Source organism: Haloglomus litoreum, from assembly GCF_029338515.1.
Classification (GTDB): domain Archaea; phylum Halobacteriota; class Halobacteria; order Halobacteriales; family Haloarculaceae; genus Haloglomus; species Haloglomus litoreum.
Genome location: NZ_CP119988.1, coordinates 3,355,419 through 3,367,558 on the forward strand (window position 1 = coordinate 3,355,419; position 12,140 = coordinate 3,367,558).

At 68.2% G+C, this 12,140-nt stretch carries 12 protein-coding genes and 1 pseudogene; 6 read left to right on the forward strand and 7 right to left on the reverse strand.

What is annotated here, in order from left to right:
- The first annotated feature begins 2 nt into the window (after window positions 1-2).
- The 4 genes from ilvC to leuD all read left to right on the forward strand — a co-directional run bounded on the left by ilvC (window position 3) and on the right by leuD (window position 3,680).
- Window positions 3-1,070: a ketol-acid reductoisomerase gene (ilvC, locus tag P2T62_RS16920; protein ID WP_276258192.1), complete on the forward strand. Its 1,068-nt coding sequence runs from the start codon at window positions 3-5 to the stop codon at window positions 1,068-1,070.
- A gap of 4 nt (window positions 1,071-1,074) precedes the next feature.
- Window positions 1,075-1,395 (forward strand): DUF7989 family protein, encoded by a 321-nt coding sequence (locus tag P2T62_RS16925; RefSeq protein ID WP_276258193.1) that lies wholly within the window; start codon window positions 1,075-1,077, stop codon window positions 1,393-1,395.
- Window positions 1,396-1,477: 82 nt separating this feature from the next.
- Window positions 1,478-2,899, forward strand: a complete 1,422-nt coding sequence (gene leuC / locus P2T62_RS16930) for a 3-isopropylmalate dehydratase large subunit (protein ID WP_276258194.1) — start codon at window positions 1,478-1,480, stop codon at window positions 2,897-2,899.
- 160 nt (window positions 2,900-3,059) lie between these two features.
- Window positions 3,060-3,680 (forward strand): 3-isopropylmalate dehydratase small subunit, encoded by a 621-nt coding sequence (gene leuD, locus P2T62_RS16935; RefSeq protein ID WP_276258195.1) that lies wholly within the window; start codon window positions 3,060-3,062, stop codon window positions 3,678-3,680.
- 121 nt (window positions 3,681-3,801) lie between these two features.
- On the opposite strand, the gene P2T62_RS16940 is transcribed toward leuD, so the two are convergent.
- Window positions 3,802-4,551 carry a response regulator gene (locus P2T62_RS16940; protein WP_276258196.1) on the reverse strand — a complete coding sequence of 250 codons (750 nt, stop codon included), beginning with the start codon at window positions 4,549-4,551 and terminating at the stop codon, window positions 3,802-3,804.
- Window positions 4,552-4,657: 106 nt separating this feature from the next.
- Here P2T62_RS16940 and P2T62_RS16945 point away from each other — a divergent pair, with 106 nt between their 5' ends.
- Window positions 4,658-5,638: an isocitrate/isopropylmalate dehydrogenase family protein gene (locus P2T62_RS16945; RefSeq protein WP_276258197.1), complete on the forward strand. Its 981-nt coding sequence runs from the start codon at window positions 4,658-4,660 to the stop codon at window positions 5,636-5,638.
- 21 nt (window positions 5,639-5,659) lie between these two features.
- Here the strand turns inward: P2T62_RS16945 and P2T62_RS16950 are convergent, their stop codons facing one another.
- The 5 genes and pseudogenes from P2T62_RS16950 to P2T62_RS16970 form a co-directional block, all read right to left on the reverse strand.
- A complete protein-coding gene (locus P2T62_RS16950) occupies window positions 5,660-6,133 on the reverse strand; it encodes a DUF5799 family protein (protein ID WP_276258198.1) in 474 nt (157 codons plus the stop codon).
- Window positions 6,134-6,263: 130 nt separating this feature from the next.
- Complete coding sequence (locus tag P2T62_RS16955) at window positions 6,264-6,548, reverse strand: hypothetical protein (RefSeq protein WP_276258199.1); 285 nt, start codon at window positions 6,546-6,548, stop codon at window positions 6,264-6,266.
- Window positions 6,549-6,715: 167 nt separating this feature from the next.
- Window positions 6,716-6,838, reverse strand: a pseudogene (locus P2T62_RS16960) (helix-turn-helix transcriptional regulator); the annotation flags it as partial.
- Window positions 6,839-7,185: 347 nt separating this feature from the next.
- Complete coding sequence (gene phoU / locus P2T62_RS16965) at window positions 7,186-7,863, reverse strand: phosphate signaling complex protein PhoU (protein ID WP_276258200.1); 678 nt, start codon at window positions 7,861-7,863, stop codon at window positions 7,186-7,188.
- Window positions 7,864-7,916: 53 nt separating this feature from the next.
- Entirely contained in the window at window positions 7,917-8,156 is a 240-nt protein-coding gene (locus P2T62_RS16970; protein WP_276258201.1) for a DUF8029 family protein, read from the reverse strand.
- 352 nt (window positions 8,157-8,508) lie between these two features.
- Here P2T62_RS16970 and P2T62_RS16975 point away from each other — a divergent pair, with 352 nt between their 5' ends.
- Window positions 8,509-11,658, forward strand: coding sequence for an adenosylcobalamin-dependent ribonucleoside-diphosphate reductase (locus P2T62_RS16975; RefSeq protein WP_276258202.1), 3,150 nt, complete (start codon window positions 8,509-8,511; stop codon window positions 11,656-11,658).
- Window positions 11,659-11,749: 91 nt separating this feature from the next.
- On the opposite strand, the gene P2T62_RS16980 is transcribed toward P2T62_RS16975, so the two are convergent.
- Window positions 11,750-12,121 (reverse strand): DUF6249 domain-containing protein, encoded by a 372-nt coding sequence (locus P2T62_RS16980; RefSeq protein WP_276258203.1) that lies wholly within the window; start codon window positions 12,119-12,121, stop codon window positions 11,750-11,752.
- Window positions 12,122-12,140: the final 19 nt, after the last annotated feature.

A 12,140-nucleotide genomic window follows, 5' to 3' on the forward strand; every position in this document is an offset into this window, starting at 1 on the left:
GAATGAGCACTGACGCCAACGACGGAGACGACGAGGAGTTCACGACGACGGTCTACTACGACGACGACGCCGACCTGGGCACGCTGGCCGAGAAGACGGTCGCGGTGCTGGGCTACGGCAGCCAGGGCCACGCGCACGCGCTCAACCTGCACGACTCCGGCATCGACGTGGTCGTCGGCCTGCGCAAGTCCTCGAGTTCCCGCGAGGCCGCCGAGGCCGAGGGGCTGCGCGTCACGACGCCGAAGAACGCCGCCAGCGAGGCCGACCTCGTGAGCGTGCTGGTGCCCGACACGGTCCAGCCCGCCGTCTACGAGGAGATCAAGGACGAGCTGGGGCCCGGCGACACGCTCCAGTTCGCCCACGGCTTCAACATCCACTACGGCCAGATCGAGCCGAAGGCGGAGGTCAACGTGACGATGGTCGCCCCGAAGAGTCCGGGGCACCTCGTCCGCCGGAACTACGAGAACGACGAGGGGACGCCGGGTCTCCTGGCCGTGTACCAGAACCCGAGCGGCGAGGCCCACGAGCTGGGCCTGGCGTACGCGAAGGCCATCGGCTGCACCCGCGCGGGTGTCGTCGAGACCTCGTTCCGCGAGGAGACCGAGACCGACCTGTTCGGCGAGCAGGCCGTCCTCTGTGGCGGCGTCACCTCCCTGGTCAAGCAGGGGTACGAGACGCTCGTCGACAACGGCTACTCCCCGGAGATGGCCTACTTCGAGTGCCTGAACGAGCTGAAGCTCATCGTCGACCTGATGTACGAGGGTGGGCTCGGCGAGATGTGGGACTCGGTCTCCGATACGGCCGAGTACGGCGGGCTCACACGCGGCGATATGATCGTCGACGAGCACGCCCGCGAGAACATGGAGGAGTGCCTCGAACAGGTGCAGGACGGCACCTTCGCGCGCGAGTGGATCAACGAGAACCAGGCCAACCGGCCCTCCTACAAGCAGCTCCGACAGGCCGAGAAGGACCACGAGATCGAGGAGGTCGGCGAGAACCTGCGCGCGCTGTTCGCGTGGGGCGAGGACGCCGAGGCGGAGGGAACAGCGGAGACACCCGCGGACGACTGACACAATGACAGAGGACACACCCGACGAGACACGCACCGCACCGACGACACTGGGCGAGGTCAGCCACACCAACCCGTTCACGGGCGAGGTGTTCGGGTCGACGCAGACCTACGACCGCGGCCGCACCATCGCCGCGGACGGTGGCGCCGACCCCGAGCGGGAGGCCGAGGTAGCCGAGGAGGCGGCCGACGAGGCCGCCCCCGACGGTGGCGACGCCCCCGAGCGCGAGGAACTGCGCGACGTCGAGCACACGCCGCCCGGTGACGCCGAGGGGACCAACGGCGTCTACGAGCGCGGCCACGAGGGCCGCGAGGAGAACCGGTAATGAGTTCCGTCGCACGTTCCGGCTCGCTGCGCTGCGCGGGCTGCGAGCGACGACCTCACGCTCACCACCGGGGGTGGTTCGCGTGAGTCAGGGAACGCTATACGACAAGGTCTGGGACCGCCACAAGGTCACGACGCTCCCGAACGGGCAGGACCAGCTGTTCGTGGGCCTCCACCTCATCCACGAGGTGACGAGCCCGCAGGCGTTCGGGATGCTCCGCGAGCGCGACCTCGAGGTCGCGCGCCCGGACCTGACCCACGCCACGGTCGACCACATCGTCCCGACGGCGGACCAGTCGCGCCCGTACAGCGACGACGCCGCCGAGGAGATGATGGCCGAACTCGAGGAGAACGTCCGCGAGGCGGGCATCGAGTTCGACGACCCGACAACGGGCAACCAGGGTATCGTCCACGTCATCGGGCCGGAGCAGGGCATCACCCAGCCCGGCAAGACCATCGTCTGCGGGGACTCGCACACCTCGACGCACGGCGCGTTCGGCGCGCTGGCGTTCGGCATCGGCACCTCGCAGATCCGCGACGTGCTGGCGACCCAGACCATCGCGATGGAGAAACAGCAGGTCCGGAAGATCCAGGTCGACGGTGAACTCGGCGAGGGCGTCGAGGCCAAGGACGTCATCCTCGAGATCATCCGCCGCCTGGGCACCGAGGGCGGCGTCGGCTACGTCTACGAGTACGCCGGCGAGGCCATCCGGAACCTGGACATGGAGGGCCGGATGTCCATCTGCAACATGTCCATCGAGGGCGGGGCCCGCGCGGGCTACGTCAACCCCGACGAGACCACCTACGAGTGGCTGGAGGGGACGGACTACTTCCAGGAGAACCCCGAGGAGTTCGACGAACTCAAGCCGTACTGGGAGTCCATCCGGAGCGACGACGATGCGGAGTATGACGACGTCGTCACCATCGACGCCTCGTCGCTGGACCCCGTCGTGACGTGGGGCACCACCCCCGGCCAGGGCGTGGGCATCCACGACCCCATCCCCGCGCCGGAGGACCTGCCCGAGGACAAGCAGGACACCGCCCGGCGCGCACAGAAGCATATGCGCGTCGAGCCCGGCGAGACGATGGAGGGCTACGACATCGACGTGGCCTTCCTCGGCTCCTGTACGAACGCCCGCCTGCCCGACCTGCGGCGTGCGGCGCGGGTCGTGAAGGGCCGGCAGGTCGCCGACGACGTGCGCGCGTTCGTCGTCCCCGGCAGCCAGCGCGTCCAGCGCGCCGCCGAGGAGGAGGGACTCGCCGATATCTTCCGCGAGGCCGGCTTCGACTGGCGGAACGCGGGCTGCTCGATGTGTCTGGGCATGAACGAGGACCAGCTCGAGGGTGACGAGGCCTGCGCGTCGTCGTCGAACCGGAACTTCGTCGGCCGGCAGGGGAGCAAGGACGGGCGGACCGTCCTGATGAACCCCCGGATGGTGGCCGCGGCGGCCATCACCGGCGAGGTGACGGACGTGCGCGACCTGAAGGAGGTGAAACTGGCATGAGAAGCGAGACGCTACGCGTCTCGAACACGCGAATAGCGAGGGACGCATCGCGTCCCTCGGACCATGCGAGCGGGCCGATGGCCCGCGAGCAGACGGGGAGCGAAGCGACCCGTGAGCGGTCCATGCGACCCCGACAGCGCTTCGCGCTGGAGGTGGTCGCATGACCGACGCCACCGAGGAGATCCCCGAGGTCGACCACGTCTCCGGGACCGGCATCCCCATCCGCGGGAACGACATCGACACGGACCAGATCATCCCCGCGCGGTTCATGAAGGTCGTCACCTTCGACGGCCTGGGCCAGTTCTCGTTCTTCGACCTGCGGTTCGACGACGACGACAACGAGAAGGACCACCCGATGAACGAGGAGCGGTTCAAGGACGCGAACATCATGGTGGTCAACAACAACTTCGGCTGTGGCTCCTCGCGCGAGCACGCGCCCCAGGCCCTGATGCGCTGGGGCATCGACGCGCTCATCGGCGAGGGGTTCGCCGAGATCTTCGCGGGCAACTGCCTCGCGCTCGGCATCCCCACCGTCACCGCGGACCACGAGACCATCAACGACCTGCAGCAGTGGGTCGACGACAACCCCGACGGCGAGATCGAGGTCGACGTGGCCGCCGAGACGGTCACCTACGGCGGCCAGGAGATCGGTGTCTCCGTCGACGACGCCCAGCGGAAGGCGCTGGTCGACGGCATCTGGGACACCACGGCGCTGATGAAGGCCAACGAGGGGGCCATCGCGGAGACGGCGGCGAACCTGCCGTACGTGAAGGGCGACTGACGACACACCGGCGTTCTTCGACTATCTCCGGAATTCAGAGTAGAAGTCCGCCTTCTGGCTCAAACCCCCTTTATTTGATAGATATGCAGCAGATAGCTCGTTATTCGCCTCGGCGTGAGGCTCACTCCTCGACGAGGCGGACGACGACCTGTGCGACCTGCTCGCCGCGGTAGTGGCCCGGGGCGGTCGCGAGGACCGCACGCTTGACGGTCCCATCGACGGCCCGGATGCGGAACTCCATCTCCGGGGCCGGTCGGTCCTCGGTCATGATGCTCCCGAACCGCTCGAGCGCCCGTTCGTGGTCGTCCGGGTGGACGAACGCCGGCATCGGCGTCCCCAGCAGCGCCTCCGCGCTCTCGGCCTCGAGGAAGTCGACGGTCGCGTCGTTGGCGTACCGAAGCCGGCGGTCCGGGCTGAACAGCGCGATGGGGACCGGTGCCGTGTCGACGAGGTTGTGGTAGCGCTCCTCGGAGCGGTAGCGGTCGACCGCGGTCCGGACGCGGTTGGCGAGCATCTCGTAGCAGTCCTGGCCACCGCCCTTCTGGAGGTAGTCCGTGACGCCCGCGCTGATGGCCTGGCTGGCGATCTCCTCGCTCCCCTTCCCCGTGAACAGGATGAACGGGAGGTCCGGATGGTCCGCCCGGACGGCCTCCAGCAGCTCCAGCCCGTCCATCCCCGGCATATCGTAGTCGCTGACGATGCAGTCGACCGGTTCCTCGGCGAGCCGCTCCAGCGCCCCCTCGGGGTCGTGGGCCGTGACGACCTCGATGTCGTCGGCCACCGACTCCAGCATGTCGCCGGTGAGGTCGGCGAACGCCCGGTCATCCTCGGCATGGAGGACGGTGAGGTTACCGCTGAGGGTCGTGGCCATGAATCTCTCTCGGGATGTCGTTCCCGCCGCGGGATAGTTCTGGGGGCAGTCCGGGTCACTCGCGCGGACCGACACCCTCTTTCGCCACCCCCACCCACCCGTAGTCATGACAGACGACATCGTCGTCATCGAGGGCGACGGCATCGGGCAAGAGGTCGTGCCCGCCGCGATCGAGGTGCTGGAGGCGGTGGACGCCGACTTCCGGTTCACCAGCGCACGGGCGGGCGACGCCGTGCTCGACGAGACGGGCGAGGCACTGCCACAGGAGACGTACGACGCCGTTGCGGCGGCCGACGCGACCCTCTTCGGGGCGGTCGGCGAGACCGCGGCGGACGTCATCCTGCCGCTCCGCGAGGCCGTCGACTCGTTCGTCAACGTCCGCCCGGCGAAGGCCTACCCGGGGGTCGACGCCCTGCGCCCGGAGACGGACGTGGTCTTCCTCCGCGAGAACACCGAGGGCGTCTACGCCGGCCACGAGAACCGCCTCTCCGACGACCTCTCGACGCTGACGCGCGTCGTGACGACCTCGGCCTCGGAGCGTCTCGCGCGGTTCGCCTGTGACTACATCGAGGAGCGGGGGATGGACGGGTTCCACGTCGCCCACAAGGCCAACGTGATGCGCGAGACCGACGGGCGGTTCCTCGGCGCCGTCGAGCGGGTGGCGGACGAGCGCGGCCTCGAGACCGAACCGGTACTCATCGACGCGTTCGCCACCCATCTCCCGCTGGATCCCGGCCAGTTCGAGGTCGTGGTCTGTCCGAACCTCGCGGGCGACATCCTCTCGGATCTCGCGGCCGGCCTCGTGGGTGGGCTGGGACTGCTGCCGTCCGCCAACATCGGCTCGGACAACGGGCTGTTCGAGGCGGTCCACGGGAGCGCGCCCGACATCGCCGGGCAGGGCGTCGCCAACCCGTCCGCGACCATCCTCTCGGCGGCGATGCTGCTCGAACACCTGGGGTACGAGGCGGCCGGCGCCGACGTCCGCACGGCCGTCGAGGAGGTCCTCGCCGAGGGGCCCCGGACCCCGGACCTCGGCGGCGACGCCACGACGGAGGACGTGACGGCGGCGGTGCTGGAGCGGCTCTGAACGGCGAGACCAGACGCCGCCCTACTGCTGTTCGACGTACGCCTGGCGGATCTCCGCCCAGCGGCCGTTCGATTCGAGATAGGACTGTAGCTCCGTCGCGTAGGCGTCGGCCAGCCGTCTGGCCTCGCGGAGCTGGTCCTCGTCGATCTCCTCGGCGTCGTTGCCGCCGAAGCCGAGGGCGTCCTTCAGGTTGTCGACGAACCCGCCGCCCGAGTCGTCGGGCTCGCGCCCGGCCGCCATCGCGGCCTGTGCCTCGCGCGCGCGCTCCAGCTCGGGCAGCACGTCGCGCAGGCTGTCCGTGTTCGCGACCAGTTCGGCGGTCGCGTCGTCGTCGGCGTTCTCGATTTCGAACTCGACGGCGGTCATCACCAGGCCCCACTCCTGTCGGGAGAACGCCGACCGGTCGACCTCGTCGGAGAACTCGCTGTCGACGGCCATCCGGGCCCCGACGATGCGGTCCGACCAGGGGATGCTGTCGGGGTCGTCACCTGTCATGGACCCGGGTTGGGTCGTGGGGGCAATCAGCGTTTCCCGTGGGCCGGCACGGGGCGCGGGGAGTCGGGGCGAAAGATGCGGGGGAGGATGAACGGAAGCCCCGGGCGTGGTCAGTGTGGACCGGCCAGGGTCACGCCTCGTCGTCGTCCACGTCGATGGTGTAGACGCCGTCGCCCTGGTGGGTGAGGTCGTCCTCGTCGAGGTCGTGGCTGAACGACTCGTCGCCGGTGAGCTTCCGGTCGTAGTCGGCACCCTCGTCGTCGGCGGTCCACTCGTCCAGGTCGATCTCGACCGGGTCGTCGGTCGTCGATGCGTCCGTGTCGGTGCCCGCGTCGGGGGCGGCGGCGACGCCGCCGGTGCCGACGGCCAGGATGGCCGCCGCCGCGAGCGCGAGCGCGATTAGCTTGTGCGTCATGGGTTTCCTCGGGCGAGACGGTGACTCCCGGCCCGCCTGACGGCGGTCCGCGGCGGGCGTCGACCCGTCATCGCCCGGTCGTTCCTGCGGGGAAAACCCAGATAAGCACCCGTTGAGAGCGTGTTCCTCGACCGGTTCCGGAACGGTTTCACGGTGTTTCAGACCGGCTATCGGAGCAGGACAACGTTCCCCATCCCGCGGCGCTTGCGCTCGACGAGGTTCTTGGTCTCCAGGCTGTCGAGGGTCCGGCTGACGGTCGCCTTCGAGAGGTCGCTCTCGTCGACGATCTCCTCGGTCACCCTCCGGCGCGACCGATCCTACGTCGAGAGACGGGCCAGCGTCGGCATCCAGGACCCCGCGACGGACGAGGAGGCCTACTCCGTGATGGTCGACCTGACGAACGGGACCGTCACCCGCATCACCGACTGGGACGCCGTCGGGACGGATCCGTGAGTCGGTGTTCGTCGGGGTCGGTCCGACGGGGACGGCCGTGCGGGACGGATTCCCGTATCGGCGCGCCTGCGGCGCACCGTTCATCGCGGCGAGGCGCGGTCGGTCCGCTGACCGAGGGTTCGTCGAGTGGCTCCCGCAGTACGCCGGCCTCGCCAGCGTGCAAGGGGACCAGGGACGTAGACGCTCAGTAGATGAGTTCGTCGTCGTTCTCGATCATGTACAGCGCACGGGCGGCGATGTTGACGGCGTGGTCGCCGACGCGTTCGAGGTCGCGGATGGTCAGCAGGAGGCGTGAGACATCGTCCATCAGGGCGTCCACGTTGGTATCCTTCGGGTCGTCGAGTTCGGTCTCGATGAGGCTGCGGACGACCTCGTCGGAGGCGTGTTCGCACTCGGCGTCGACCTCGTCGTCGCGCGCGGCGACCGCGCGGCAGGCCTCGGGCGACTCCTCGGCGTAGGCCGCCATCGCGTCCTCGAGCATCTCCAGCACGTCGTCGCCGATGCCCTGGACGTCGACGTCGGGGTAGCGCTCCTCTCCGGCCTCGAGCGTGTAGTCGCCGATGTTGGTCGCGAGGTCGGCGACCCGCTCGAGGTCGGTGATGATCTTGAACGAGGCGGCGATGAAGCGGAGGTCGCCGGCGACCGGTTGCTGGAGCGCGAGCAGGTCGATACAGTCCTGCTCGAGGTCGAGGTACAGCTGGTTGATCTCGTCGTCCCCCTCGATGACCTCCCAGGCTGTCTCCTCGTCTCGCTGCTCGAGGGCCGACAGCGCCGTTCGGAAGCGTTCGATGACGACCTCGCTCATGTAGAGCACGTCCTCACGGAGTTGCTCTAGCTGCGACTGGTAGCTCTCGCGGGGCATAGCAGCAAGGAGGCCATTTCGCCCCATATAAATTGGGACTCGTCAGTCGGTCGTCAGACGCCGACGAGCCCGGTGGGCGGGGCGACCATGCCGAGCAGGCTGCGGAGCGGGCCGAGCAGGCCGAGGAACCAGAGCGCCGCCACGACGACGGCAGCGATGATGGCGATACGGATGGCCATGCCGATGACGAACCGGACGACCACCACGGCCAGTATCGCAAGTACCACTGCACCGACAATTCCGATGGGGGATGCGAGTGCGCCGAGCTGCAGTGGTGCGAGCACGGGGAGCATACCCGGCCCCAGGGTGGCCGCCCGGGTAAGCGTATCGGCCGTCGGACGGGCGGCTTGCAACCCCCCATCACTTCCAGTCGAAACAGTGCTCCCGTCTGTCGATTACGGGTATCCGTGTTTCACTTTCACTTCGGTATGCCCACGGTTATTAACGCAGGGCCAGTCACAACAGGTCGTGCCGCGCGGACACCCGCGCGAACCCACCACGTACAGTTGGGACAGTGCCGACAGTCCAACGTCAGACATCCGACAGACGCCCGCGCTACCGAGGGTTATTCGGTAGGGAGCGACAACACACCACTATGACACACCATCCGGATCTCACTCTCGTACGAGCAGGGGGGCGGCAGCGATGAGCGCGGAGACACCCGATTTCGACGCCGACGAGGTCGAGCTCCCGATCAAGCGGACCGAGGGGGACACGATGGAGGAGCGGCTCACGGGGAACGCCTACCACAACATCCTGCCGGCACGCTATCTCAAGAAGGACGCCGACGGGAACTTCGTCGAGGAGCAGGAGGACCTCTTCGAGCGCGTCGCCAACAACATCGCGCTCGCCGAGGCCGTCTTCGAGGCCGAGCGCCGGGATATCGAGGTGACGGTCACGCCGGATCTGCTGAAGCCGGACCACCCGCGCCGTGACGAACTCGCCGCCGAGGTGTTCGGGGAGGGCACCACCGCCGAGGACGACGCGGAGACGACGCTGGACATCCACAACGTCAACAAGTTCGCATACGAGACGCTCGTCCCGGAGCTCCCGGACGAGGTCCAGCGCCACGTCGAGTCGACCGCCGACGAGTTCCAGGACCTGATGGAGCAGCTCTCCTTCATCCCCAACTCGCCGACGCTGATGAACGCCGGCGACGAGCTCCAGCAGCTCTCGGCCTGTTTCGTCGACTCGCCCGGCGACGACCTGACCGACATCCACCAGACCGCGAAGGAGGCCGCCGAGGTCTTCCAGTCCGGCGGCGGCATGGGCTATGCCTTCTGGCAGCTCCGGCCGTACGGCGACCCGGTCGGCTCGACCGGCGGCATCGCCAGCGGCCCGATGACGTTCATGGAGACGTTCGACCAGATGTGCGAGACCATCGCCCAGGGCGGTGCCCGGCGCGGCGCCCAGATGGGCGTGATGCGCGTCTCGCATCCCGACGTCATCGAGTTCCTCCACGCGAAGAACAAGGACGTCTCGCTGGCCCACACCCTGCGGCTCAACGACCCCGACGACTACACGCACACCGACTTCTCGGACGCACTCGCGGAGGCCCGCGAACTCATCGACGACGAGGGGAAGGTGCCCAAGCACCTCCGGAACGCCGTCGAGGGCCACCTCTCGAACTTCAACATCTCCGTCGGCATCACCGACGACTTCATGGAGGCCCTGCAGAACGGCGAGGAGTTCACCTTCACCAACCCCCGGACGGGCGAGCCCCACATCGCCACCGAGGAGACGAAGGAGATGTACGGACGCTACGGGCTCGGCGAGCACGTCGAGCCGGGCGAGGAGCTGACCATCGACCCGCAGCTCATCTGGGACCGCATCGTCGACGGCGCACACCAGAACGGCGAGCCGGGCGTCATCTACCTCGAACGGGTCAACAAGCAGCACTCGTTCGACGTCGAGGAGCACCCGGACCACCGTATCCTCGCCACCAATCCGTGCGGCGAGCAGCCCCTCGAGGAGTACGAGGCCTGCAACCTCGGGCACATCAACCTCTCGACGCTCGCGGCCCACGAGGCACCCGACTGGCGGGTCTTCCGCGCGAACCGTCCCGACGGCGAGAGCCTGGAGGACTCCGTCGAGGCGTTCCTCGACCAGGCGCTCGACATCGGCGAGTTCGAGCGCCGCATCGAGCTCGGCACGCGCTTCCTCGAGAACGTCGTCACGATGTCGGACTTCCCGGTCCCGGAGATCGAGGAGAAGGTCCGGGAGATGCGGAAGATCGGCCTGGGCATCATGGGCCTGGCCCAGCTGTACATCCAGCTGGGTGTGCGCTACGGCAGCGAGGAGGCCAACGAGATCGCCCGGCAGGTCATGATGAAGATCAACCACGACTCGAAGTGGGCCAGCCACAAGCTCGCCGAGGAGCGTGGCGCCTTCGACGAGTGGGAGAACTCGAAGTACGCGAATCCCACCGAGTACCGCGACTGGTTCGAGCACCACACCGGGCTCGACGCCGACGAGTGGGAAGACGGGTTCCCCATCCGGAACCACAACACGACGACCATCGCCCCGACCGGCACGACCTCGATGGTCGGCAACACCACCGGCGGGTGTGAGCCCATCTACAACGTCGCCTACTACAAGAACGTCTCCGACGACGTGCAGGGCGACGAGATGCTCGTCGAGTTCGACGACTACTTCCTCCGGACCCTGGAGGCCAACGACATCGACGTCGACGCGGTGAAGGAGGAGGCCAAAGAGCAGATGGCCGCCAACGAGTTCGACGGCGTCGAGGGCCTCGACACCGTGCCGACGGCCATCGGCGAGCTGTTCGTCGTCACCTCGGACCTCTCCGGCAAGGACCACGCCGGCGTCCAGTGTGCCTGTCAGGACGGCGTGGACTCGGCCATCTCGAAGACCTGCAACTTCCCCAACACCGCCACCAAGGAGGACATGGACGAGGTGTACCGCTACATCTACGAGAACGGCGGGAAGGGCGTCACCGTCTACCGCGACGGGACCCGCTCGAAGCAGGTCCTCACGACCCGCTCGCAGAACGCCGAGTTCTCCGACATGGACGAGTCCGAGGCCGCCGCGGCCATCCTCGAACAGGTCGACGAGGCGTTCGGCGGGCTGGAGGCCTTCCTCGACAACGAGGAGGTCCGCGCCCAGGCAGAGGCCGACGTCGCGGCCCTGCTGGAGGACGCGGGCGGCAGCGACCTCCGGATGGGCGAGCTGCAGGCCCGGCCGGACACGCTCCACGGCGTCAGCCAGCGCGTGAAGACCGGCTACGGCAAGCTCTACGTCACCATCAACGAGGACCCCGAGACGGGCCAGCCGTTCGAGGTCTTCGCCAACATCGGCCACTCCGGCGGCTACACCAACTCCTTCACGGAGGCGCTTGGCAAGGTCATCTCGACCGGCCTGCGCGCCGGCGTGGACCCCGAGGAGATCGTCGACGAGCTCCGCGGGACGCGCTCCCCGAAGGTCGCCTGGGACAAGGGCGAGCAGATCAACTCCATCCCGGACGCCATCGGGACGGCGCTCAACCGGTACATCGAGGACGAGATCGACAAGCCCTACCCCAAACAGACCAGCCTGGACGAGGCCGTCGACCCCGACGCCTCGACCTCGAGCCCGGCGACGACCGAGGAGCCCGAGCCGCCGACGCCCGAACCGGAGACGGACGGCGGCGCGGGCGCTCGCGCGGCCGACCAGGGCGACACCCAGTCGCTCATCGAGGCCGGCGAGAGCCCCGAGTGCCCCGACTGTGGCGGCATGACGCTGTACTTCTCGGAGGGCTGCAAGACCTGCGAGTCCTGCGGCTGGTCCGAGTGCTGACGGAATAGAGACAAAATCGGAGAAATTCCTCAGATATTTCCCTCGTTTTCAGATAATTGCCGAGAGAAGAGAGCAGTATCGCGCTCGCGACTCACTCGGCATTCGCGCGGCCGTCGCCGCTCCCGCGGCGGTCCTCGCGGCGCCGGACAAAGTAGTACGCCAGCGCGGCGAGGCCGACGAACGCCGGAATCGCGCCCGGGAGTCCCGTCGCACCGACCGCGAGGCCGTCGACGATGCTGCCGACGCCGAAGCCCAGCAGGAGGAGCCCGGCGGCGAGCACCCAGGCGCGGCCGTCGCTACGCTCGTGCTCGACGGGGTACTGGCCGCTCTCGACCAACGCCATCTCCTTGCGGTACTCGGCGTACATCGCGAGGGCGGCCAGCACGATGCCGACGAGGACGATCCCGAACATGAACACGAGGATGAGCGTGCTCTCCGGGATGCCGAACGATTGCAGGAACATACCCTCAGTTCGCGCGCCG

What these genes read in the sequence shown, in the direction of transcription:
- P2T62_RS16945 (WP_276258197.1), top strand. Translation starts at nt 4,658, where the DNA reads ATGACAGACGACATCGTCGTCATCGAGGGCGACGGCATCGGGCAAGAG.
- phoU (WP_276258200.1), bottom strand. Translation starts at nt 7,863, where the DNA reads ATGCCCCGCGAGAGCTACCAGTCGCAGCTAGAGCAACTCCGTGAGGAC.
- leuD (WP_276258195.1), top strand. Translation starts at nt 3,060, where the DNA reads ATGACCGACGCCACCGAGGAGATCCCCGAGGTCGACCACGTCTCCGGG.
- P2T62_RS16925 (WP_276258193.1), top strand. Translation starts at nt 1,075, where the DNA reads ATGACAGAGGACACACCCGACGAGACACGCACCGCACCGACGACACTG.
- ilvC (WP_276258192.1), top strand. Translation starts at nt 3, where the DNA reads ATGAGCACTGACGCCAACGACGGAGACGACGAGGAGTTCACGACGACG.
- P2T62_RS16940 (WP_276258196.1), bottom strand. Translation starts at nt 4,551, where the DNA reads ATGGCCACGACCCTCAGCGGTAACCTCACCGTCCTCCATGCCGAGGAT.
- P2T62_RS16955 (WP_276258199.1), bottom strand. Translation starts at nt 6,548, where the DNA reads ATGACGCACAAGCTAATCGCGCTCGCGCTCGCGGCGGCGGCCATCCTG.
- P2T62_RS16980 (WP_276258203.1), bottom strand. Translation starts at nt 12,121, where the DNA reads ATGTTCCTGCAATCGTTCGGCATCCCGGAGAGCACGCTCATCCTCGTG.
- P2T62_RS16970 (WP_276258201.1), bottom strand. Translation starts at nt 8,156, where the DNA reads ATGCTCCCCGTGCTCGCACCACTGCAGCTCGGCGCACTCGCATCCCCC.
- P2T62_RS16950 (WP_276258198.1), bottom strand. Translation starts at nt 6,133, where the DNA reads ATGACAGGTGACGACCCCGACAGCATCCCCTGGTCGGACCGCATCGTC.
- P2T62_RS16975 (WP_276258202.1), top strand. Translation starts at nt 8,509, where the DNA reads ATGAGCGCGGAGACACCCGATTTCGACGCCGACGAGGTCGAGCTCCCG.